20 protein-coding genes are annotated in these 22,005 nt (G+C 34.1%); 11 read left to right on the top strand and 9 right to left on the bottom strand.

Features of this window, described 5'->3' with window-relative positions:
- Position 1: 1 nt before the first annotated feature.
- The 3 genes from AC3ITQ_RS05970 (at position 2) to sufD (ending at position 2,634) form a co-directional block, all read left to right on the top strand.
- Entirely contained in the window at positions 2-490 is a 489-nt protein-coding gene (locus tag AC3ITQ_RS05970; protein WP_072970166.1) for a flavodoxin family protein, read from the top strand.
- 14 nt (positions 491-504) lie between these two features.
- Complete coding sequence (gene sufC, locus AC3ITQ_RS05965; protein WP_056189584.1) at positions 505-1,251, top strand: Fe-S cluster assembly ATPase SufC; 747 nt, start codon at positions 505-507, stop codon at positions 1,249-1,251.
- A 66-nt stretch (positions 1,252-1,317) separates the two neighbouring features.
- Positions 1,318-2,634: a Fe-S cluster assembly protein SufD gene (gene sufD, locus AC3ITQ_RS05960; protein ID WP_194656280.1), complete on the top strand. Its 1,317-nt coding sequence runs from the start codon at positions 1,318-1,320 to the stop codon at positions 2,632-2,634.
- 140 nt (positions 2,635-2,774) lie between these two features.
- On the opposite strand, the gene AC3ITQ_RS05955 is transcribed toward sufD, so the two are convergent.
- On the bottom strand, positions 2,775-3,320 hold the full coding sequence (locus tag AC3ITQ_RS05955) for a hypothetical protein (protein ID WP_489237281.1): 546 nt from the start codon (positions 3,318-3,320) through the stop codon (positions 2,775-2,777).
- Positions 3,321-3,375: 55 nt separating this feature from the next.
- Positions 3,376-4,725: a serine hydrolase domain-containing protein gene (locus AC3ITQ_RS05950; protein ID WP_489237279.1), complete on the bottom strand. Its 1,350-nt coding sequence runs from the start codon at positions 4,723-4,725 to the stop codon at positions 3,376-3,378.
- A gap of 221 nt (positions 4,726-4,946) precedes the next feature.
- On the opposite strand from AC3ITQ_RS05950, the gene AC3ITQ_RS05945 reads away from it, so the two are divergent.
- The 7 genes from AC3ITQ_RS05945 (at position 4,947) to AC3ITQ_RS05915 (ending at position 9,678) form a co-directional block, all read left to right on the top strand.
- Positions 4,947-6,161, top strand: a complete 1,215-nt coding sequence (locus tag AC3ITQ_RS05945) for an aminotransferase class V-fold PLP-dependent enzyme (RefSeq protein ID WP_489237277.1) — start codon at positions 4,947-4,949, stop codon at positions 6,159-6,161.
- Positions 6,162-6,174: 13 nt separating this feature from the next.
- Complete coding sequence (locus AC3ITQ_RS05940; RefSeq protein ID WP_489237275.1) at positions 6,175-6,600, top strand: hypothetical protein; 426 nt, start codon at positions 6,175-6,177, stop codon at positions 6,598-6,600.
- Between the two features lie 2 nt (positions 6,601-6,602).
- The gene (locus tag AC3ITQ_RS05935) at positions 6,603-7,028 is read left to right on the top strand and encodes a SufE family protein (RefSeq protein ID WP_489237273.1); all 426 of its coding nucleotides are present in this window, start codon (positions 6,603-6,605) and stop codon (positions 7,026-7,028) included.
- A 2-nt stretch (positions 7,029-7,030) separates the two neighbouring features.
- Entirely contained in the window at positions 7,031-7,732 is a 702-nt protein-coding gene (locus AC3ITQ_RS05930) for a hypothetical protein (RefSeq protein WP_489237271.1), read from the top strand.
- A gap of 3 nt (positions 7,733-7,735) precedes the next feature.
- A complete protein-coding gene (locus AC3ITQ_RS05925; protein ID WP_073483842.1) occupies positions 7,736-8,059 on the top strand; it encodes an iron-sulfur cluster assembly protein in 324 nt (107 codons plus the stop codon).
- Positions 8,060-8,138: 79 nt separating this feature from the next.
- Positions 8,139-8,648 (top strand): DUF2480 family protein, encoded by a 510-nt coding sequence (locus tag AC3ITQ_RS05920; RefSeq protein ID WP_489237268.1) that lies wholly within the window; start codon positions 8,139-8,141, stop codon positions 8,646-8,648.
- Between the two features lie 79 nt (positions 8,649-8,727).
- On the top strand, positions 8,728-9,678 hold the full coding sequence (locus tag AC3ITQ_RS05915; RefSeq protein WP_375030811.1) for a DUF3078 domain-containing protein: 951 nt from the start codon (positions 8,728-8,730) through the stop codon (positions 9,676-9,678).
- A 156-nt stretch (positions 9,679-9,834) separates the two neighbouring features.
- Here AC3ITQ_RS05915 and hflX read toward each other — a convergent pair whose 3' ends face one another.
- The 7 genes from hflX to AC3ITQ_RS05880 all read right to left on the bottom strand — a co-directional run bounded on the left by hflX (position 9,835) and on the right by AC3ITQ_RS05880 (position 20,387).
- On the bottom strand, positions 9,835-11,076 hold the full coding sequence (hflX, locus tag AC3ITQ_RS05910; RefSeq protein WP_194656286.1) for a GTPase HflX: 1,242 nt from the start codon (positions 11,074-11,076) through the stop codon (positions 9,835-9,837).
- A gap of 156 nt (positions 11,077-11,232) precedes the next feature.
- Positions 11,233-12,099, bottom strand: coding sequence for a hypothetical protein (locus tag AC3ITQ_RS05905; protein ID WP_489237266.1), 867 nt, complete (start codon positions 12,097-12,099; stop codon positions 11,233-11,235).
- Between the two features lie 137 nt (positions 12,100-12,236).
- A complete protein-coding gene (locus AC3ITQ_RS05900) occupies positions 12,237-13,586 on the bottom strand; it encodes a DUF5689 domain-containing protein (protein WP_489237264.1) in 1,350 nt (449 codons plus the stop codon).
- Positions 13,587-13,606: 20 nt separating this feature from the next.
- Positions 13,607-16,444, bottom strand: coding sequence for a carboxypeptidase-like regulatory domain-containing protein (locus AC3ITQ_RS05895; protein WP_489237262.1), 2,838 nt, complete (start codon positions 16,442-16,444; stop codon positions 13,607-13,609).
- A 199-nt stretch (positions 16,445-16,643) separates the two neighbouring features.
- Entirely contained in the window at positions 16,644-17,864 is a 1,221-nt protein-coding gene (locus tag AC3ITQ_RS05890) for an MFS transporter (protein WP_489237260.1), read from the bottom strand.
- 261 nt (positions 17,865-18,125) lie between these two features.
- Complete coding sequence (locus AC3ITQ_RS05885; RefSeq protein ID WP_489237258.1) at positions 18,126-19,166, bottom strand: Gfo/Idh/MocA family oxidoreductase; 1,041 nt, start codon at positions 19,164-19,166, stop codon at positions 18,126-18,128.
- A 147-nt stretch (positions 19,167-19,313) separates the two neighbouring features.
- Positions 19,314-20,387 carry an NADH:flavin oxidoreductase/NADH oxidase gene (locus AC3ITQ_RS05880; protein WP_489237256.1) on the bottom strand — a complete coding sequence of 358 codons (1,074 nt, stop codon included), beginning with the start codon at positions 20,385-20,387 and terminating at the stop codon, positions 19,314-19,316.
- A 201-nt stretch (positions 20,388-20,588) separates the two neighbouring features.
- Here AC3ITQ_RS05880 and rseP point away from each other — a divergent pair, with 201 nt between their 5' ends.
- Positions 20,589-21,935, top strand: coding sequence for an RIP metalloprotease RseP (gene rseP, locus AC3ITQ_RS05875; protein WP_489237254.1), 1,347 nt, complete (start codon positions 20,589-20,591; stop codon positions 21,933-21,935).
- Positions 21,936-22,005 lie beyond the last annotated feature (70 nt).

The following is a 22,005-nucleotide window of genomic DNA, read 5'->3' as shown; positions in this document are numbered from 1 at the left end:
GATGGAAAGCAAAAAAGTCATCATTTTAGGTTCAGCCAGAAAAAACGGAAACACAACAAAAATTGTCGATGAAATTGCAAAAGAATCGGGAATTGATGTGATTGACTTAAGTGATTATAATATTTCTCATTATGATTACGAAAGCAAAAACAGAGAAGATGATTTTCTGCCTTTAATAAGAAGAATACTCGAAGAGTACGACACTTTAATTTTTGCAACGCCCATATATTGGTATAATATGAGTGGAATTATGAAGGTTTTCTTTGATCGCTTTTCGGATTTAATCCGAATTGAAAAAGAAACCGGACGAAAGCTTAGAGGGAAGAAAATTGGTGTGATATCAAATTCACACGACAACGAAATTGAAGAGAGTTTTTACATTCCGTTCAAAAAAACAGCCGATTATTTAGGCATGGAATATTTAGGACACGCGCATTTTAATGCCAATATCCTGAACCAAACAACAAAAATAGAATTGACATTTATATAAAAATAAAAAAAACAATGTTATCAATAAAAAACCTTCACGCCGGAATTGGTGATAAAGAAATCCTTAAAGGAATTAATATAGAAGTTAAAGCTGGCGAAGTACACGCTATCATGGGACCAAACGGTTCCGGAAAAAGTACACTTTCTGCAGTTATCGCAGGAAACGAAAACTACGAAGTTACTGACGGACAAGTTTTCCTTGACGGAGAAGATCTTGCTGATCTTGCTCCTGAAGAAAGAGCACACAAAGGAGTTTTCCTTTCGTTTCAATATCCTGTAGAAATCCCTGGAGTTAGTGTAACTAACTTTATGAAAACTGCAATCAACGAAACTCGTAAAGCAAACGGACAAGAAGAAATGCCGGCTAACGAAATGCTAAAAGTAATTCGTGAGAAATCTGAATTATTAGAAATAGATCGTAAATTTTTATCCCGTTCTCTAAACGAAGGTTTTTCAGGAGGAGAGAAAAAAAGAAACGAGATTTTTCAAATGGCAATGTTAGAACCAAAATTGGCTATCCTTGACGAAACCGATTCTGGTCTTGATATCGATGCTTTGAGAATTGTGGCTAACGGAGTTAACAAATTGAAAAGCGAGAAAAACGCAATTATCGTGATCACGCACTACCAACGTTTGTTAGATTATATCGTGCCGGATTTCGTTCACGTTCTTTACAACGGAAGAATCGTAAAATCTGGAGGAAAAGAATTGGCTTACGAATTGGAAGAAAAAGGATACGACTGGATTAAAGCGGAAAACTAGTTTACAGTTACAGTTTACAGTTTACAAAAACTCATAACTCATAACTCATAACTTACAACTACAGAAATGGATTTAAAAGAAAAATTAGTATCGTCTTTTATGGCTTTTGAAGAGCGTGTCGATGTACATTCAGATTTGCATGACATTCGCACAAATGCCTTAAAAAACTTCGAAAATAAAGGTTTCCCAACCAAAAAAGAAGAAGCCTGGAAATATACATCGTTAAACGCCATCTTAAAAAATGACTTTACGGTTTTTCCTAAGCAAGAAAATGCAATCGAATTTAATCAGGTAAAAAAATATTTTTTACACGAAATCGACACTTATAAATTAGTGTTTATTGATGGTGTTTTCAGTTCGCATTTGTCTTCTACTACGCATGACGGAATTGATGTTTGCTTGATGTCATCGGCATTGACTAAACCAAAATATAAAATGGTTATCGATAAATACTTCAACCAAATTGCAAGTAAAGATGAAAGCTTGACTTCGTTGAATACTGCTTTTGCAAGCGAAGGGGCTTTTATCAATATTCCGCAAAAGAAAGTGGCTGACAAACCTATTGAGATCATGTATTTCTCAACAGGAAATGAATCTGCTTTATTGGTTCAGCCAAGAAATTTGATTATTGTGGGGGAGAATTCACATGTTCAAATTATCGAACGCCACCAAAGTTTGAATGAAAATCCGGTTTTAACCAATTCGGTTACGGAGATTTTTGCTCAAAAACGTGCGATTGTAGATCACTACAAAATTCAAAACGACAATCTTGAAGCGAACTTAATTGACAACACTTACGTTTCGCAACAACAAGAAAGTCATGTTTACGTGCATACTTTCTCTTTTGGAGGAAATCTGACTCGTAACAATTTGAACTTCTATCATTTCGGAGAAAGATTGACAAGTACACTAAACGGAATCACCATCATTGGCGAAAAACAACACGTTGATCATTATACTTTGGTAAACCACGCAACACCAAATTGCGAGAGTTTCCAGGATTATAAAGGAATTTTCTCTGATCGTTCGACTGGAGTTTTCAACGGAAAAGTTTTGGTAGAAAAAGAAGCTCAAAAAACAAATGCTTTCCAAAAAAGCAACAATATTTTATTGAGTGATAAAGCAACTATCAACGCAAAACCACAATTAGAAATTTTTGCTGATGACGTAAAATGTTCTCACGGTTGTACTGTTGGACAATTAGACGAAACAGCAATGTTCTACATGCAATCTCGTGGTATTCCTAAAAAAGAAGCTAAAGCTTTATTGATGTACGCATTCTCAAATGCCGTTATCGAAAGCATTAAAATACCGGAATTAAAACAAAGAATTACTAAAATCATTGCCATGAAATTGGGCGTGAATTTAGGATTTGATTTGTAGAAATTGATAAATACAAAAAAAACCACTCTTTTGAGTGGTTTTTTTATTTTGTAAAAAGAGCTTCCCAGATTTTTGTCCTGTCTATTAGACTTCCCAGAGTATTATCCTGCTCTTTATACAAAGGTAATATTTTTATTCATTTAATAAATATATTCATCTATCAAAATCTCATTTCCTCTCACTTTAAACATTAATTTGATTTTATCGAAATCAAAAATAATTCCATATTGACCATCTGATAAAGTAAAATTTTCTTTTCTTAAAGCTGTAATAACTGTCACTTCATATAAATTAAGTTCAATAAAATTATATTCAGCAATAATATTTAAAGTTTCATTCTCTTCAAAAATTTGTTTTAAAACTATCCTTATTGGTCTAATTTTTTTAGGTGGGAAATTTACAAACTGAAACCTTCCATTCTTGAAATTAAAATACTTCAATATTTTAAACGATTTATTTACAACATCCTCTACCGTTTTTATATCAATACCTTCTCTTTTTCCAAAATCATCTCCATGTTGATCTCTGATAGAATAATGTTTATCGATCCAAAATTCTGTAATTATATTTTCAGATATATCATTAATCTTTTTTGCGTTTTTTGAACATGCGTTTTCAATATAAGTATCCTCATCAATTATAATTTCCGAAATTTTTTTAATTCGAGGTCTTTTGTATTCAGACATAAAATAATATTTCGGTAAAAATAGTAATCTAATTCCTATATTTTTAAAAATGAAACTATTTTTTTATAGAAGAAATTATCCCCTTCAAAAACCCATTAAAATCAAATCCCGGTTCTTCTTCCTTCACTCCCATTCTCACAATTACCATATCTAAAGACGGAATAATCGCTACCATTTGTCCTTGGTAACCACTGCAGTAAAACATATCGCGAGGTACATCCGGGAATTTTCCTCCGGCGTTTAGCCAAAATTGTGCTCCGTATTTCCCTTCAGAAGTATTTGTTGGTGTTGCAGTATATTTAACCCAGCTTTCATCAAGGATTTGTTCTCCATTCCAGTTTCCTTTATGCAGGTATAACAATCCAAATTTTGACCAGTCTCTTGGTGTTGCCCATCCGTAAGAGGAACCAACAAAAGTTCCTGACATATCTTGTTCCACAATCATAGAGTTCATTCCGATTTTGTCGATTACAGCGCCGTACCAAAAGTCCAAATATTCTTGTTGTGTTTTGAATTGGCTTCTTAAAATTCGGGATAATAAATTGGTTGTTCCAGAGGAGTAATTCCAATGTGTGTTGGGTTTAAATTGCGCTGGTTTATCCATTTGCACTTTTCCCATATCTTCTGCCTGAAAAAGCATTTTTGTCGCATCACAGATCGTACTGTAATTCTCTTCCCATTCTAAACCTGAATTCATATGAAGCAAATCATTTATTGTTATAATCTTACGATCATCATTTTGCCATTCTGCAATTGGAGCCGGTTTATAAATATCAATTTTCCCTTGTTTGGCTAAAACGCCAAAAGCCGAACTTGTGATACTTTTTGTCATCGACCAACCTAAAATTTTACTATCTTTATTAAAACCTGTATCGTATTTTTCGGCTATCAATTTATCTTTATACAAAACCACAACGGCGCGGGTTCTCTTCGCTTTTCCTCCATTTTTATCGAATGAATTAGCAACAGCACGTTTCAATTTTGTATAATCAACAGTTGAAAACGCAGTATCTTTTGGTTCATTATTCCCGTAAGGAAAAGGAAGATTGTTGACTAATTTTGTTCTTTTCGGAAGTAAATATGGTTTAGAAACATCAAAATCTTCATTGATCAAAGTTGCTCCTAAACCTTCTCTGTAAATTGCTTTTCTTTCTTTTAAACCATAAACCGAAGCCGTAGCAAACTTACCAGCTTCATCAATAGAGTTTTTTGCCAAATCAATCATATCGATGTCATTGTCCGTTTTCTGGATCAAGTCTAACGACCGATTATCCATAAAATGACCAGAAGCCACACTTTTGGCCGAGAAACCGGAAATCAAATCAAGTTTGGGATAAGTTGTAAATCCGAAATACAAAAAGGCAAGAACTAAAACAAGAAGAAGTACTTTGAGAAATTTTTTCATAATGATGTCAGCTATTTTTAATGCAATATAATTAATTTATGATCACGATATTATGATCGAATTTAGATTTCCTTTTCAGATAATTTATAAAATCAAATCTAATTTTACGGAATCAACATTTAAGCCTGCAATTGATGGCACTATAAAAGGAAATTATCGAATTGCCATAGAAACCAATTTAGTTTTAGTACTTTTGTAGATAGAATTTTTCTAAATAAGACATGCTAGATATCCAAAAAATAAGAGCTGAATTTCCAATACTTTCACAAAAAGTAAACGGAAAACCATTGGTATATTTCGATAACGGAGCAACTTCGCAAAAGCCACAAATTGTGATCGATGCTGAAGTGAAATATTATCAGGAAATAAACGCCAACATTCATAGAGGTGTTCATACTTTAAGTCAATTAGCTACTGATGCTTACGAGGTTTCTCGTGGTAAAGTACAACAACATATTAATGCAAAATTTGCTCACGAAGTACTTTTTACTTCAGGAACAACACACGGAATCAATTTAGTAACGAACGGTTTTGCATCTATTTTAAAACCGGGCGATGAAGTAATTGTTTCTTCTTTAGAGCATCACAGTAATATTGTGCCTTGGCAAATGTTATGCGAAAAAACCGGAGCCACTTTAAAAGTGATACCGATGAACGAAGACGGCGAATTGATTATGGAAGCTTTTGATGCTTTGTTGTCAGAAAAAACCAAAGTCGTTACCGTAAATCATATTTCGAACGCATTGGGAATCATCAATCCTATAAAATATATTATTGATAAAGCACACGCTGTTGGAGCAGCTGTTTTAATTGATGGTGCACAGGCGGTTCCGCATTTAAAACCGAACGTTCAGGAATTAGATTGCGATTTTTATGCTTTTTCAGGTCATAAAATGTGTGGCCCAACCGGAACCGGAATTTTATACGGAAAAGAAGAATGGTTGAATAAACTTCCTCCATATCAGGGTGGTGGCGAGATGATCAAAGAGGTTACTTTCGAGAAAACGACTTATGCTGATCTTCCTCATAAATTCGAAGCCGGAACTCCAAATATCGCTGGCGGAATTGTTTTAGGAACTGCTATTGATTATTTAAACAATATTGGTTTTGAAAACATTCAGCAATACGAAAACGAATTATTAGAGCATGCTACAAAACGTTTATTAGAAATTGAAGGTTTACGAATTTACGGAACCGGAAAAAATAAAGCGTCTGTAGTTTCGTTTAATATTGATGGAATTCATCCTTATGATGTTGGTTCAATTATCGATAAATTAGGAATCGCAGTTCGTACGGGACATCATTGCGCACAACCCATCATGAATTTCTTCTGTATTCCGGGAACTATTCGTGCTTCTTTCTCTTTTTACAATACTAAAGAAGAAATTGATGCGATGGTTGAAGCGGTAAAAAAAGCAAAAACCATGTTAAGCTAATAAAACACATTTTATGAGAATACTATCTTTATTACTCCTGACAATTTTCTTCGGAACAGGCTGTTCAAGCCAAAAACTTGCTGATATGACAACAACACAAATGGAATATTCTGCGGTTTCGAGAGGAGTCTACAAAAAGATCGTTGTGCAGAATAAAACAGTTTCGATTACCAATGGCAGAGATACACAACCGATAGAAAAGAAAATCACCGATGCAAAATGGAAACAGATTGTAACAGAGTTTTCAAAAATTAAATTAGAAAGCATCCCATCCTTAAAAGCACCAACTGAAAAGCGATTTTATGACGGTGCGGCAATTGGAAATTTAAAAATAACTCAAAATCAAAAGACCTATGAAACTACAGGTTTCGACAATGGTTTTCCTCCAAAGGAAATAGAAAAATTGGTAAATTTGCTAGTTGATTTTGCTAAAGAATAATTATGACAATAAAAGAGATACAAAACGAAATAATAGACGAATTCTCAATGTTCGATGATTGGATGCAACGTTATGAATACATCATCGAATTAGGAAAAAGTCTTCCGTTAATTAATGAAGAGTATAAAACTGACGAGAATTTAATCAAAGGATGTCAATCTAAGGTTTGGTTACATGGCGAACAAAACGACGATAAAATTGTCTTTACAGCAGATAGTGATGCGATTTTAACGAAGGGGATAATCGCGATTTTAATCCGTGCGTTCTCCAACCAAAACGCAGAAGATATCATAAATGCCGACACTGAATTTATTGATGAAATTGGTTTAAAAGAGCATTTATCAGCAACACGTGCAAACGGATTAGTTTCGATGATTAAAAACATCAAAATGTACGCTTTGGCTTTTAATGCTAAAAATAATAACTGAGTATGAAAATTAATCTTTGTTTAATATTTTTAATAGTAGTCAACTTTGTTTTTTCTCAAAATAAAGAAAAAGCAACACATACAATTAATTTTAAATACGAACAAAGACCAAACTGTGTTCTGGTAAAAAAGGGATTATATGCTAACAAACAATATCTGGAAGCAAATTTTCCTAACTTAAAATATGAACTTGTTGAAAATAATCAAACATCAACAGGATTTATTGCTTTAAAAGAGTTCTCTAAAGATGATTTAAAGAAACTTTCGAGTTTACTATCACATACATCACATAGTATTGAAGGATCATACGATCCGGTTAAAAACTATACAAAATTTGTAATCAAGTTAGATATAGACTATTTAAACAACTCATTCGCAGAAATTTTAAATACCAAATTTAGAAAACACAATTACTCTTTAAAAATAGATTATAACAAGAAGAAAATTAAATATCTGTCTTCTGCTTCGGCATATGAAGAGACATTTGATGAAAGCATGAAAGAAATCAAGTTTACGGCAAACAATTCTTTAAACGGGAAATTTATTTATAAAACAAACAATAGAATTTACACAGACTCCGTAGAATTAAACGATCAATATAATAGTAAAATAACACCTTACATTTTATTCTCAAATACGGACCTTGGAGTTCAAAAAATAATCAATGTAGAATATACTATTGATTTAAAATCATATAGCAAATAAAAAATGGAACAAGAAATTGACACAAACGAATTAGGAGAATCTATTGTAAAAGTTTTAAAAGGCATTTACGATCCGGAGATTCCTGTAGATATATATGAATTAGGATTGATTTATGATGTAATGGTTAACACAGATTACGAAGTAAAAATCTTAATGACATTAACGTCTCCAAACTGTCCCGTGGCGGAAAGTTTACCAAGAGAAGTAGAAGAAAAAGTAAAAACAATCGAATACATTAAAGATGTTGATGTCGAAATTACTTTCGATCCGCCCTGGAGTAAAGATTTAATGAGCGAAGAAGCAAAATTAGAATTAGGAATGCTTTAAAAAAAGTGTTCAGTATTTAGTTTTTTAGTGTTCAGTTAAAACTGATCACTAAAAACTGATCACTGTCTACTATAAAATTATGGAAGAAATTATCAATAAAGTTGCCAACAGCGCACTCGAAGTATTCGATTTGGAAGATTATTATCCAAAGGGAATGCGTGTGCAAATTGACATTTCGCAATGGCTTTTAGAAGGATTTTTGTTGAAAGAAAAAGACTTTAGAGAGCACTTAAAAAACCATGATTGGTCACAATATCAAGATCAATATGTGGCTGTAAATTGCAGTACAGATGCAATTGTTCCGGCTTGGGCATTAATTTTAGTAAGTGTTCACCTGGCTCCTTATGCCAAAAAAGTGGTGAATGGAACTATCGAAGATTTAGACGGAAGTTTATACGAAGAAATCTTAAAAAACATTGATTATTCAGCATACAAAAACAAACCTGTCATCGTAAAGGGCTGTTCAAAAAAACCAGTTCCAATGCGTGCGTATATTTTAGCTACTACATATCTACAGCCTTTTGCAAGAAGTATTATGTACGGAGAAGCGTGTTCAGCGGTTCCATTATACAAAGAAACTAAGAAATAACTTTCTTTTACAAGCAATAAACCCTGAACCTTTTGACGGTTTTTAGTATATTTGTTAATACACTTCTAAACTAAAAACTATGAGAAAGCTAGCGTTATTACTTTTCGTTTTAGTAAATTTCACTTTTGTACAAGCCCAAAATACCGAAAAAGAGTTAATTCAGAATACTGAAAAAGCAGTAAAAAAAATTAACGACACTATTGAAGGAGAAGGTTGGAAGACAAAAGGGACAGTTTCACTTTTATTAAATCAATCGAGTTTTAATAACTGGATTGCAGGTGGAGAAGATAGCTTTTCCGGAACTTTGGGAATCAACTATGATTTCAATTACAAAAAAGATGACATAACCTGGGATAACAAAGTATTAGCTTCCTACGGATTATTGCAAACTAAAAACGCTGATTTCGAAAAAAAGACAGATGACCGCTTTGAACTGAATTCAATTGTTGGTAAAAAAGCTTTTGGTCAGTGGTATTACTCTTACTTTCTAAATTTCAGAACCCAATTTACAACTGGTTATGTTTATGGTCAGGATGCAAACGGAAAAGAAATCAGAACAGAAAATACCAAATTTATGTCTCCGGGTTATCTAACTACAGGTCCTGGTATTTACTGGACTAAAGATGCCAATCTTAAAATTAACTTCGCACCATTAACTTCAAAATTTACTTTTGTAGACAATGCCTATACTTCAGGAATCGACCAAAATACTGGTTTACCTTATGTTGATGGAACCTATTTTGGTGTCGATGAAGGCAAAAGTATGCGTTACGAATTAGGTTTCTACGCTTCGGTTTACTACAAGCTAGCGATTATGACCAACGTAACGGCAGAAAACACTTTAAATCTTTACTCTAATTATCTGGAAGATCCTCAAAATGTAGATATTGATTACTCGTTGAATATCATCATGAAAGTAAACAAATATTTATCAGCCAATTTTTCTTTCCAGGCTATTTATGATGACAATGCTTATCAGGGTTTTCAAACCAGAGAAGTTTTTGGTTTAGGTGTTAATTTTGGATTCTAATCTGTCCATTTTACCGTAAAGAGCGTAAAGTTTTTTTTGAAAAACTTAATAAATAAAAAAGTTCGCAAAGCTACATGTTGATTTAGCTTTGCGAACTTTCTGTTTTATGATACCTGAATATAAAAATCTTTGTGCCCTTTGTGGTAAAAGTTTTTATTATTCCTCATCTTGTTCTTCTTCCTTCTCGATTGCATCTTTATAATCCGGATACAAGAATTTATTATAAGGGAATCTGGTAATATGAATTTGACGAACTGCTTCGTAAACCCTTTCTCTAAATTCCTCAAAGTTTTGTTTATTGGTAGCCGAAATGAACAATGCATTTTCTTCTCCCAAACGATGCATCCAGGTTGATTTCCATTCGTCAAGCGTATAATGCCTTGGCGTTTTTTCCGTCATTAAATCATCTTCATCAATCGTTAGATGTTTGTAGGCATCAATTTTATTGAAAACCATGATTACTGGTTTTTCATGTGCCTTAATATCCTGTAACGTCTGATTTACAGATGCAATATGATCTTCAAAATCAGGATGTGAGATATCCACAATATGCAAAAGCAAATCGGCTTCACGAACCTCATCCAATGTACTTTTAAAAGAATCTACCAATTGCGTTGGCAGTTTTCTAATAAAACCTACGGTGTCAGAAAGCAAAAATGGTAAGTTCTTTATCACCACTTTTCTAACTGTTGTATCTAATGTTGCGAACAATTTATTCTCAACAAAAACATCACTTTTACCAACCGCGTTCATCAAAGTCGATTTTCCAACATTGGTATACCCTACCAACGCCACACGTACCATCGCACCACGATTACTACGCTGAACACCCATTTGTTTGTCAATGGTTTTGATTTTCTCTTTCAATAACGAAATTCGGTCACGAACAATACGTCTATCCGTTTCAATCTCCGTCTCTCCAGGTCCACGCATACCAATACCCCCTTTTTGACGCTCAAGGTGTGTCCATAAACCAGAAAGTCGAGGCAATAAATAGATACATTGCGCTAATTCAACCTGAGTTCTTGCATAAGAACTTTCAGCTCTTTGCGCAAAAATATCCAGAATCAAATTGGTTCTGTCTAAGATTTTACAATCAATAATTTTAGAGATATTTTTTTGCTGTGAAGGCGACAATTCATCATCAAAAATTAAAGTCGATATGTCGTTTTCTTTTACAAAAAGATTGATTTCTTCAATTTTACCCGTTCCCATAAATGTCTTAGGATTCGGGCGTTCCATTTTTTGCGAAAAACGTTTGATCACCTCACCACCAGCGGTGAAAGTTAAAAACTCTAATTCGTCAAGATATTCGTTAAGTTTTTCCTCACTTTGATTTTGAGTCACAATACCAACAATGGCTGTTCTCTCAAAATTTATAACTTCTTTTTCTAACATAGCTTTGAATAAGGTGCAAATTTAATGATTTGTAGCACACTAACCCTTATAGAATATTCTTTTTAAGTTCTATTTAAGAGATTGTTGCTTTTTTTAAAAAACAAAACCATTTAGAAATTACTCTAAATGGTTTCATCCAACTGAAGATACAGTTTTTTATTCGTAAATAAATGTTTTTTCCGTTTTTACAATTCCGTTCTCTTCAATCTGAGTACAGAAAATTGGAAAGTTCAATTTGTTGTATTTATACTTTCTGCTTACAGCAACCAAAGCACTAGATGACGGACTAAAATTCAATTCGTTATTATAAGATATTGCTTCAAAGCTAAACTCCTCTTCGTGATAAGAAATCATCGGCACAATTACTTTGTAGTTATCCCCAAACAAACTTTGAACAATAAGTTGATCTACTGATTTCTTATCGTCAAAAGTATAAGTTTTAGAGATTTTATCTCCTACCAAACCTCTGTGTTTTATTACATTATCATTAGTATAAACATATTCAATTTTACCAATAATAGCTTTGTTTCTGTCACGTGAAGTACGTCTTACAATAATACCGTTTTCAACAATATATTCAATGTCATCAACTAAATTTTGATGGTTCGTACTTTTTTTAGTTGTCACTTTTATCCTTGCTCCTTCATATCCAAAAGACACCACTTTTGTAATATAATCAGGGCCTTCCTGATATTTTTTTACAAATTTCGTAATGTTGTTGTCTGCATCATAAGTGTAGTTTACGACTTCTTTCCAGTCGCTTCCCACTTTGTCCTTTACAGTCATATCCAACAATCCTGCTTTGTTATAAAAGAAATGCTGCACAACGTCTGAAGTGGTAATGGTGTGTATTTTACCGTCTTTAAATACTACAGTTTTATTGATAATTTCACCATCTGTAGAATTCTGATAGTTTGTTTTTATAATATTAATTTGCTTTAAACGGACAGGTGCAGTGTTGTCCTGGCTATGCACTAAGCATGGAAGTACCATCATCAGGATGGCGATCAAGTAGGTTTTCATAATTTTTAATTTGTATTTGGGATGACCAAAATACAAAATTCCATCAAATTTTAACAGTTTAAATCTCAAAAAAAATATACTATTAAATTATTCTCCAAAAAATCAATACTTTAAATTACCATCAAAAAAAGTAAACCCTACTTTTCTCCAAAAATTTTAATGTCATCCACCATAAAAGCGCCGTTTAAAGTTTTATCTTTTCCAGACCCGATATATTTAAACGCAATATGAATATTTCCTGAATAAGCTGATAAGTCTACTGCACCCGAACTTATAAATACGCGTGCTGGTGTGGATAAAGAAGGAAATTTTGCTTCTAATTTTGTCCATTTCGCTTTGGCAATATTTGAGCCATCAAAATTTTCTGAAACATACACTTCTAAAGAATTTAATGGCGAATCCATCTTTAAATCATGTTGTGCACTTCTAAAAGATAATATTGCATTTTTATAGCCTGCCATATTAATTTTAGGAGAAACTAACCAGGCAATATTTTCTGCAGCTGTTGTACTGGTCGTATTAAACTCGGCATAACCATTCCCTCCATACACCATACTTTTCCATAATTTTGCAGCCTTTTCAACAATATTACTCCAGCCGGGCAGCGCAAAATTTACATTGTTTTTTACCGTTTGAAAATCTTCAGCAAAAAATGGAGTATTTCTTTTTCCGTTCATGGCAACATCCTGCTCTGAGCGAATCATCATTTGATAATCAGATCCAAACTTTGTTATAATTCCTCTTACTGTTCCGCTTCCTTCGGGTACTAAATGATCTGAAAAACTGGCATAACTGCTGGTTCTAAAAATAATCTGATTTCCTGTTTTATCACGCAAATTCCAGTTTGTTGAACCTCCTACATTATTCGTTTCCTCAAAATAATGACGACCCAATGCTCCTTCGGTAAACTCTACATCGGTTAGCTCTATCAACGTATTTAATTTAGTATCGTCTATTGCTTCTTCAATAGAAATTTTCTTAACCAATAGATTTTCATCAATCACAGTACAGGAAGCGTTCAAAACATTTTTATAATCATTCTGCGAAATCCTGCCAATGGTTGGATCTCCGGCATTACTCACATTTAGACTTCCTATTCGTAATCCACCATAAAATAAATCTGTAAACTGATTTTTTAATTTCACATACACTTTGTTTCCAACACGATAATCAATATAAGTGTTCGACGCATCTACTGGTACACTGAAACCTGTTGCAGGAACTCCCTCTTTCGGTAAAGTTTGAAATGAAATGGTTTTAAAAAAATTCCCGTCTTCATCACTTGATACTACATAGGCTTCTATAATATCATCATAAACATATTGTTTTGCAACAGGACCAGCAAGTTCATGTACCTTTTCGACTGTTTTATTCACTGTCAAATCGGGTTGCGTACATTCTAATTTGGGTGTTTCAACATCATTATTACATCCGTAAATAAGCAATAGAGAAAGTCTAAAAATTGACTTTAAAGCTATTTTTTTCATAACAATTGTATTTTTCAAGTTTATAAACCGATCGTTAGATTTACAAAATAAGTGCGACCGTATCCGTAATAATATTTAGGACCGAACGATGGCGTTTTACTAGAAGTGTCCTGGTTTAAAGCTCTAAAGTTGGCATTTCGTGCCTGTTCAAAGCCACCGGTTTTATATATGGAGTTCAGGACATTATTTACACTTGAAAAAAGTCCGATATATTTTCCGTGAACACGCCAGGATTTTCCTCCCGAAAAATTCACTAATATAATCGGCTTAAATTTTTCTTGTTTTAGCAATGCATCTCCACGTTCTTTTGTTGCTTCCGGAAAAGGAAAACCATTCGCCGGATTAATATAAAATTGTGCCGTTCTGGCAATCGGAGAAATATCAATATAACTATCGGAGAGAGAATTTATGTTTGCACCAATCCACCAAAATTTGGAGTCTCTGTATTCTAAACCAAATGAATAAGCTTGCTGTGGCATTCCGGCCTGTTTGTAGTTTTTAATTAAGGCCTTCCCAAAATCAAAAGAGGTTGGTTTGTTTGCTATTGCAGCATTTGCATCATTTGTGATTAAAACATCAGGATCACTATTGTACGTGTAATTACCATAGGCAAAAGCTAAAGTTGCTTTTAAAGTAGACGAAATTTGATACTCAAAACTCAATTCTGCTCCAACATTTTTCTTGTCTAAATGGGTTAGCGTCTGGCTTACAAATGCGTCTGTTGCATCGTAGCCGGCACCGTTATCAAAGATACCTTCAGCATAAAAAAAGGAAGTTTTGGTACTGTTTTTAATCAAAGTGTAGTAACCGGTCAAACGCATTTTTAGTTTAGGCGAATGATAAACATAATTAGCTTCAGCACTTGAAATATTCTCGCTTTCGATTCCGTTAACAACTGAATTATTTAAGCGTGAATTGGAGAAGGTATTTCGGAGTGAAGGCGCTCTGGTTAAATGTTCTCCATTAAAAAACAAAGATTGTCTGCCCGAAATTTTATAAGTAAATCCGCCTTTAAAGCCAAAATTCTCAAAATTTACTTTTTGACTTTTGCCGAGAGAAGTTGTGGGATAAATTCCGTTTTGATATAAACCTTCCCGTTGATAATTGGATACTGAATAGGATTGTGCTAAATAGAAATCTGTTTTTTTATAAGAAAGCCGAAACTGAGTAAAAGCATCAATTGTGTTGGCTAAAAAATTATAATTGTAACCATAAGCATCCCCGACTCTTACTTTCCGATTTGGATTTTGCAAATCAGATTGCGACTGGTTTCCTTTATAAAATGGATCGATATCTTCAAAATATTCACCTCCAAGTAAGTCTAAAAGATATTGAAAATTATGTGATTTCAGGTTTCGAAAAGTAATTCCTCCATCAAAAAAAATATTCTGTGTCAGCTGTGAATTCAAAATAGAATTTACAGCAAAAGTTTTATCATCGGTTCGATCTTCATATAAAACATAACGGCTTTGAACTGGCTCATAATCGCTAATTGTACTATCGGAATTTGCCATTTGTTTTTGATTGGCACGATACATGGCATTCCAATCTATTTGCGAATGCTCTAGAAATAGGGTTTTGTTTTTTTCTGCATTTTCATAATCGGGAGTAAAAGCACCTGAAAATTCTCCTTTGTCTTTTCCGTAAAGCGAACTGAAATAACTCGGTAATTTTCGGTAGTAAGTTGGATCCGGACTGTCTGCTTTTTGATAATCAATAGAACTGTTTCCAACTTTCCCAAACTGATACATTACACCTGAATTGAGATTTGTTTTTTCATCAATTTTAAAATAATGATTGAGCATCAAGAGTGGTTCTTCCACTTTTTTAATTCTTGCATTTCGCTTTTCTCCGTTCTGAAAACCCCAATACGAATTGTATTTTTCGTTTGTTAATTGTGTTACTTCAGCTGTGTTTGCCGAATTTTTTCCTCGGGAATTGGGTGTATAAAAACCTGTAAAATTCAAGGATTGTTTTGCATTTAGTTTCTTTTCAACACTGATAAAAAGAGACTCCGCCTTGAAATTTGTTCCCTCAAAAAAACCTTCATCTGACCAGCGTTTGCCCGCTGAAATCGCATAGGCCCAACCGGAAGCATTCATTCCGGAAGCATACGTTCCAATGGCGCGCCAGTTATATGAAGTATTGCTTCCAGAAAACATAAGCTGTCCTCCCTTTCTATACATTGAGGCTTGTGTAAAAATTTGCTGTGTCCCTAAAATGCCTCCAAAAGTATAAGTAGAAGCTGCAGTACCAACAGAGAATTCCTGATTTCTGAGTACATTATTCAAACCTCCCCAATTGTTCCATTGCGGTCTTCCATCATAAAGTTTGTTCATGACCATACCATTGAGCATCATGGTTCCGTTTTCGCTATCAAGGCCTCGAACCCTAAATCGGGCCTGACCCCAATTAAAAGCCGAAGCCTGCATAAAAGCATCTTTTGAAGATTGCAAAAGCCCTGAAGTCATTTCAGATGAACTATTATCATCTGTTAGATCACTTTCCAATAGCGATATTAAAGCAGCAGGAGTTTCATCTGAAAAATTATCTTCGAGCTGTAATATGCCGAGGTTCACTTTAAATCCAAAATTGGATTCCAGTTTTAAAAGTAAATCTTTGTAACCCTGACTGTGAATCAAAAGCAGTTGTTCTCCTTTTATTTGAGAATGAAGTTCGAATCTTCCGTTGGCTGATGTAAGTTGTGTTAGGGAAGAATTTTGAATAGAGACCACCACATTCTCAATAGGATTTTGTGTTTTGGCATCAATCACAAAACCAAAAAAGGTCGTTTCTTCTTGTGCAAAGACGTGAATAAAAGGCAGAAAAATAAAAAACAGCAGGTACTTTTTTGTCATAAAACACAATTTACTTTGAATAATGATTTAAATTAAAATGGTTAAACATTTCAATTCTGATTCAAAGGATAAACTGGTTTTGGTTCATTTAAAACCTGTTGAGACAAAAGTTTTAAAATTCAAATATAGACAAAAAATTATATTTATAAGTTATTTCCTATAAATAAATATGTGTTTTTAAAAAGAGTTGAAAGAATTTTTATTGGGTAACTCTAATTTTAGAAACCATAAAAGCAATCAGAACCCCAAAGATTCCGATAAAGGCAAACGAAAATTGAAGTCCAAAATTTTGAGCAATATGCCCAATGACAGGAGGTCCCATTAAGAATCCGAGGAAACTAACACTAGAAACTATCGTCAAAGCTTCTCCCGGCGGAACAGTCGGATTTTTCCCGGCCATGCTATAAACAGTTGGAACAATAGTCGCAACACCCAAACCAACAGCCATAAAAGCAATCGTACACGGAATAATATAAGGAAGAAAAACGGCAGTGAAAAGCCCGGCAGAAATCATAACTCCGCTAATTTGCATCACGCGTTCACGTCCAAATTTGTTGATTAAACCATCCCCTAGAAAACGTCCGCTGGCCATCATAATCATAAAAGAAGTATATCCTAAAATTACCAATGGTCCGGGTGCTTGTACGATATCTTTAAAGTAAACGCCGCTCCAGTCAAACATAACTCCTTCGCTCGCCATACTACAAAAGCCAATTACACCAAGCCAGATTAAAGTGCTGTCTGGCTTGACAAATAACTTTTTGCCTTCAGAGGTTTTATGTTTGATTTTTTCTTTGGCTCTGACCAAAAATTTAAAATTAAAAGCAACCATTATTATTACAATTATGCCAACAATAATAAAATGATGTAATGGAGAAAGATTTAAAGCTAACATTCCCAAGCCAACCAATGCTCCTGTGAATCCGGCGAAACTCCACATGCCATGAAACGAAGACATGATTGTTTTTTTGAAAAGTACTTCTGTATAAACACCTTGCGTATTTACAGCAATATTAGCAAGATTCCCAAATAATCCAAACAAAAACAAACCTACAGACAATTGAAAGGCTGTTGTTGCCAAGCCTAAATTGGCCAAACACAAAACATACATTATTAAGGAGAAAACTAAAATCCTGTGACTACCAAATTTGGTTACCATTTTTCCTGAAAAAGGCATAATGACCAATTGCCCCATTGGGAGCGCAAAAAGTATAGAACCCAAATCACCTTCGGTTAAATGCAAAGCGGTTTTGATATCCGGAATTCGGCTTGCCCAAGTTGCAAAACTTAACCCCATTCCGAAATAAAACATTCCCACGGCAAAACGAATTCGGTTTAAATAAGAAGCTTTTGCTTCTCTGTAGACTTTCTTGATTTTCCCTTTTGTTTGGAATAGTGATAATGGATTGAAGTTGATCAAAATGATGGATTTTTGGATTGCTAGTATAAAAATACAAAAAATGTACTTTACACACTAGCAAAGACTAGTAGTTCCTCAATTTATAACGTTATATGTTTATAAGTTACAACGCTACAAAAGTTTTAAACACATAGAAACATAGATTTATTCTCCAACTATAAAAAAGGCGTTTCACTTGTAAAAAGACACATAGCTATATGTTTTTAAGCAAGTGAAACGCCTTCTATAGACACAGAAAACTATGTCTCTATGTGTTTAAATTTATAAGTTAATTACCCTCTGCTGTGCATTACTCGCAATAGCAGCTTCAATAATCTGCATTACTTTTACGCCATCCTGTGCCGTAACGGGTTCTGGTTTGTTGTTTGCAATGGAATCATAAACGCCATCAAAAAAGGAAAAGTAATTTCCCTGAAGGGTTGGTATTTTTTCACGGATCACTTCGCCGTTGATTTCTGTATGTAAAAGTCCTTGTAAGGCTTCCGATTCAGTTCCCCACGATTCTAAGTTTGGCTTTTTGCCGAGTTTTAATTCGTCTTCCTGAACATCACCGCGCGGTTTTAAGAAAGAACCTTTTATACCGTGAATCGTGTAAGCAGGATTGGCTTCTCTCACAAAGAAACCTGCTTTTAACCTCACTCTCAAATTATCATAAATCAACACCAAATCGATCCAGTCGTCTACTAAAGAATTTTCTCTGGTGTAACGAATATCTCCGAAAACCGACTTTGGAGATCCAAATAAACAAACTGCCTGATCTATTAAATGCGGACCTAAATCTTTCAGGATTCCGGCTCCATCATTGGCTGTTTCTTTATGCGCTTTTACACTTAATAACGGATTGTATCTGTCAAAATGGAATTCGGCTTCGACCAAATCTCCCAAGACACCGTCTTTAATTACTTTCTGAATTGTTTTAAAATCACTGTCCCATCTTCTGTTTTGGAAAACGGCTAATTTTAATCCTTTTTCTTTTGCGATTGAAGCTAGTTCTTCAGCTTCAGCCACAGTTGTAGTAAAAGCTTTTTCGACCACAGCATGTTTTCCGGCTAAAAGTACTTTTTTAGCATATTCATAATGGGTTCCAACCGGTGTGTTTACGATTACCAAATCGACATCGTCTGCTAATAAATCGTCGATTGAGGGATAACTTTTTACATAGGGATAATCTTCCTGAATGAGGTTTTTACTTCTTTCCCAGGAACCTAATAATTCAAATCCGGGATGAATGTCTAAAAATGGAGCGTGAAAAACTTTTCCCGACATTCCGTATGATAATAGTGCTGTTCTTATTTTTTGCATTTTGTATGTTTTTTTACCATTAAGAGATTAAGAAAATTAAGTTTAGCTGCTTAATTTTTTTCTAATTATTAAGAAAAATTAAGTTCAAAGCTTAATGAAACTTAATGTCTTAATGGTTCAAATTAAAAAACCTTATGGTTTATTTTTTTATTTAATTTTAGCGCGTTCGTATTGTTTTGGCCATTGGATGTCTTCGTTCAAGTCTTTGGCGAAATCTAAAGGCAGGTTAGGATTTCTAAGTGATTCTCTGGCGAATAAAACCAAATCGGCCTGGTTGTTATTTAGAATTTCTTCGGCTTGTATGGCGTGTGTTATTAAACCAACCGCTCCCGTTAAAATATTAGCTTCTTTTTTGATTTTTTCTGCAAATGGAACCTGATAGTTGGGGTGCAACGGAATTTGCTGATGTGAAACCAATCCGCCAGACGAAACATCGATTAAATCTACTCCTTTTTCTTTTAAAATTTCCGAAAGTCTTACTGATTCTTCAGGGCTCCATCCGCCTTCTGCCCAATCTGTTGCTGAGATTCGGACAAATAAAGGTAAATCTGAAGGCCATTCGGATTGAACTGCTTCTATAATTTCTAAAGTAAAACGGATTCTGTTTTCAAAACTTCCTCCGTAGGCATCGGTTCTGTTATTCGTTAAAGGAGAAAGAAACTGGTGCAGTAAATAACCATGTGCACCATGAATTTCTACAACCTGATAACCCGCTTCAACTGCTCTTTTGGTTGCAGCTTTGAAATCAGCAATCACTTTTTGTATTCCGTCTTTATCTAAAGCTGTTGGGAGAAAAGGTTCGTCATCGTGGTACGGAATCGCGCTTGAAGAAACCGTCTGCCATCCGCCATGAGCGAAATCTAACTTTTTATTGCCTTCCCACGGAGCAGAAACACTTGCTTTTCGGCCGGCATGCGCCAACTGAATTCCGGGAATTGAATTTTGAGAAACTATAAATTGATTGATTGTTTTTAATTTCTGAATGTGTTCGTCTTTCCAGATTCCTAAATCGGCTGGAGAAATTCTTGCTTCAGGAGAAACGGCTGTAGCCTCCTGAATAATCAGGCCCACGCCTCCGCTGGCACGACTTCCTAAATGAACCAAATGCCAATCGTTTGCAAATCCGTCCACTGCTGAATATTGACACATTGGCGAAATAACGATTCTATTTTTTAAAGTGATTTTTTTTATTGTGAGTGGAGAAAATAATAATGAAGCCATATAATGTAACTTTTAATGGTTTTTGGCTACCAATTAGGTACGATAGCCTATAAAAAAGTAAAGTTACAGCATCTTAATAAAAGGAGAAATCTAAATGTTTATTAATTAACAAACATTTAAAACCTTATGTCTTATATTGCGCTATCAAATTAAAATAGAAACGTTACTTTTGTGCGTTAAATTACGAACTAAAAATACAAAATGGATATAGTTATCAAACTCTCTCAATTTCTATTGAGTTTATCTTTACTTATTATTCTTCACGAATTAGGGCATTTTATCCCTGCTAAATTATTTAAAACCAGAGTCGAAAAATTTTACTTGTTTTTTGATGTTAAATATTCGCTTCTAAAAAAGAAAATTGGCGAAACAGAATACGGAATTGGTTGGTTACCGCTTGGAGGTTATGTAAAAATCTCAGGAATGATCGACGAAAGTATGGACAAAGAACAAATGGCGCTTCCACCTCAACCGTGGGAATTCCGTTCTAAACCGGCCTGGCAACGTTTGATCATTATGTTGGGTGGTGTTACGGTAAACTTTATTCTTGCTTTTATTATATATATAGGAATGGCGTTTGTTTATGGTGATACTTATGTAGCCAATGCTGATCTGAAAGATGGTGTTTGGGTAACCAATCCTGCAATTGAAAATGCGGGGATTAAAACAGGTGATAAAATCATTGCTGTTAACGGTAAAAAAATAGATCGTTACGACGATATCGCTAAAAACCTATTCATGGCTAGCGAAGTTACTGTTGAAAGAAACAACGAAATCAAAACAATTAAGTTTCCTATTAATATTATTAATAAAATCAGTAACTCCGGAGTTAAGCGCTCTTTGGTAGAAATGAGAATTCCTTTTGTGGTTTCTGGCTTCGAAGAAACTTCACCCAATACCAAAGCAGTAAAACCAGGCGATATATTAACTCATATTGATGGAGTTCCTGTTAAATATGCTGATGAAGTAGCCGCTCGATTTAAAAATTTTAGTGGAAAAACGATTCCAATAACTATAAAAAGAGGAGATCAGGTTGTTCAGAGTGCTTTAAAATTCAACAAAGAATCTAAATCGGGAGTAGCTTATGCTTCAAGATTACCCTATTCTAATCTGGAGAAATTAAATCTTTATACGATCAACCGTCAAAAGTTTAGTTTTGCGGAGTCAATTCCGATTGGAATTGAAACTGGTGCTAACGGATTAGTTGAGTACGGAAATCAGCTTAAAACAATCTTCAATCCAAAAACAGAAGCTTATAAAGAAGTTGGTGGATTTGCGGCAATTTTCAACATTTTTCCAAATACCTGGAGTTGGGAAGCGTTCTGGACAATCACTGCTTTATTGTCAATTATGCTTGGAGTTATGAATTTATTGCCAATTCCGGCTCTTGATGGTGGTCATGTGATGTTTTTATTGTACGAAATAATTAGTGGTAAAAAACCAAGTGACAAATTCCTTGAAAACGCCCAAATGGTTGGTTTCGTTCTACTTATAGCACTGCTTTTATTTGCTAACGGAAATGATATTTACAAAGCGATTGTCAAGTAAAAAAAATAATTAAAAAAAGAGTTAAAATATTTTTGGTAAATTAAAAAATCGACTATATTTGCACTCGCTA

The sequence above is a fragment of the Flavobacterium sp. KH_001 genome, from assembly GCF_057840745.1.
This window is presented reverse-complemented; position numbering and strand designations above follow the sequence as displayed.

Bases quoted from the DNA above. Each gene is read 5' to 3' on its own strand.
- AC3ITQ_RS05970 (WP_072970166.1), top strand. From the start codon at position 2: ATGGAAAGCAAAAAAGTCATCATTTTAGGTTCAGCCAGAAAAAACGGA.
- sufC (WP_056189584.1), top strand. From the start codon at position 505: ATGTTATCAATAAAAAACCTTCACGCCGGAATTGGTGATAAAGAAATC.
- sufD (WP_194656280.1), top strand. From the start codon at position 1,318: ATGGATTTAAAAGAAAAATTAGTATCGTCTTTTATGGCTTTTGAAGAG.
- AC3ITQ_RS05955 (WP_489237281.1), bottom strand. From the start codon at position 3,320: ATGTCTGAATACAAAAGACCTCGAATTAAAAAAATTTCGGAAATTATA.
- AC3ITQ_RS05950 (WP_489237279.1), bottom strand. From the start codon at position 4,725: ATGAAAAAATTTCTCAAAGTACTTCTTCTTGTTTTAGTTCTTGCCTTT.
- AC3ITQ_RS05945 (WP_489237277.1), top strand. From the start codon at position 4,947: ATGCTAGATATCCAAAAAATAAGAGCTGAATTTCCAATACTTTCACAA.
- AC3ITQ_RS05940 (WP_489237275.1), top strand. From the start codon at position 6,175: ATGAGAATACTATCTTTATTACTCCTGACAATTTTCTTCGGAACAGGC.
- AC3ITQ_RS05935 (WP_489237273.1), top strand. From the start codon at position 6,603: ATGACAATAAAAGAGATACAAAACGAAATAATAGACGAATTCTCAATG.
- AC3ITQ_RS05930 (WP_489237271.1), top strand. From the start codon at position 7,031: ATGAAAATTAATCTTTGTTTAATATTTTTAATAGTAGTCAACTTTGTT.
- AC3ITQ_RS05925 (WP_073483842.1), top strand. From the start codon at position 7,736: ATGGAACAAGAAATTGACACAAACGAATTAGGAGAATCTATTGTAAAA.
- AC3ITQ_RS05920 (WP_489237268.1), top strand. From the start codon at position 8,139: ATGGAAGAAATTATCAATAAAGTTGCCAACAGCGCACTCGAAGTATTC.
- AC3ITQ_RS05915 (WP_375030811.1), top strand. From the start codon at position 8,728: ATGAGAAAGCTAGCGTTATTACTTTTCGTTTTAGTAAATTTCACTTTT.
- hflX (WP_194656286.1), bottom strand. From the start codon at position 11,076: ATGTTAGAAAAAGAAGTTATAAATTTTGAGAGAACAGCCATTGTTGGT.
- AC3ITQ_RS05905 (WP_489237266.1), bottom strand. From the start codon at position 12,099: ATGAAAACCTACTTGATCGCCATCCTGATGATGGTACTTCCATGCTTA.
- AC3ITQ_RS05900 (WP_489237264.1), bottom strand. From the start codon at position 13,586: ATGAAAAAAATAGCTTTAAAGTCAATTTTTAGACTTTCTCTATTGCTT.
- AC3ITQ_RS05895 (WP_489237262.1), bottom strand. From the start codon at position 16,444: ATGACAAAAAAGTACCTGCTGTTTTTTATTTTTCTGCCTTTTATTCAC.
- AC3ITQ_RS05885 (WP_489237258.1), bottom strand. From the start codon at position 19,166: ATGCAAAAAATAAGAACAGCACTATTATCATACGGAATGTCGGGAAAA.
- AC3ITQ_RS05880 (WP_489237256.1), bottom strand. From the start codon at position 20,387: ATGGCTTCATTATTATTTTCTCCACTCACAATAAAAAAAATCACTTTA.
- rseP (WP_489237254.1), top strand. From the start codon at position 20,589: ATGGATATAGTTATCAAACTCTCTCAATTTCTATTGAGTTTATCTTTA.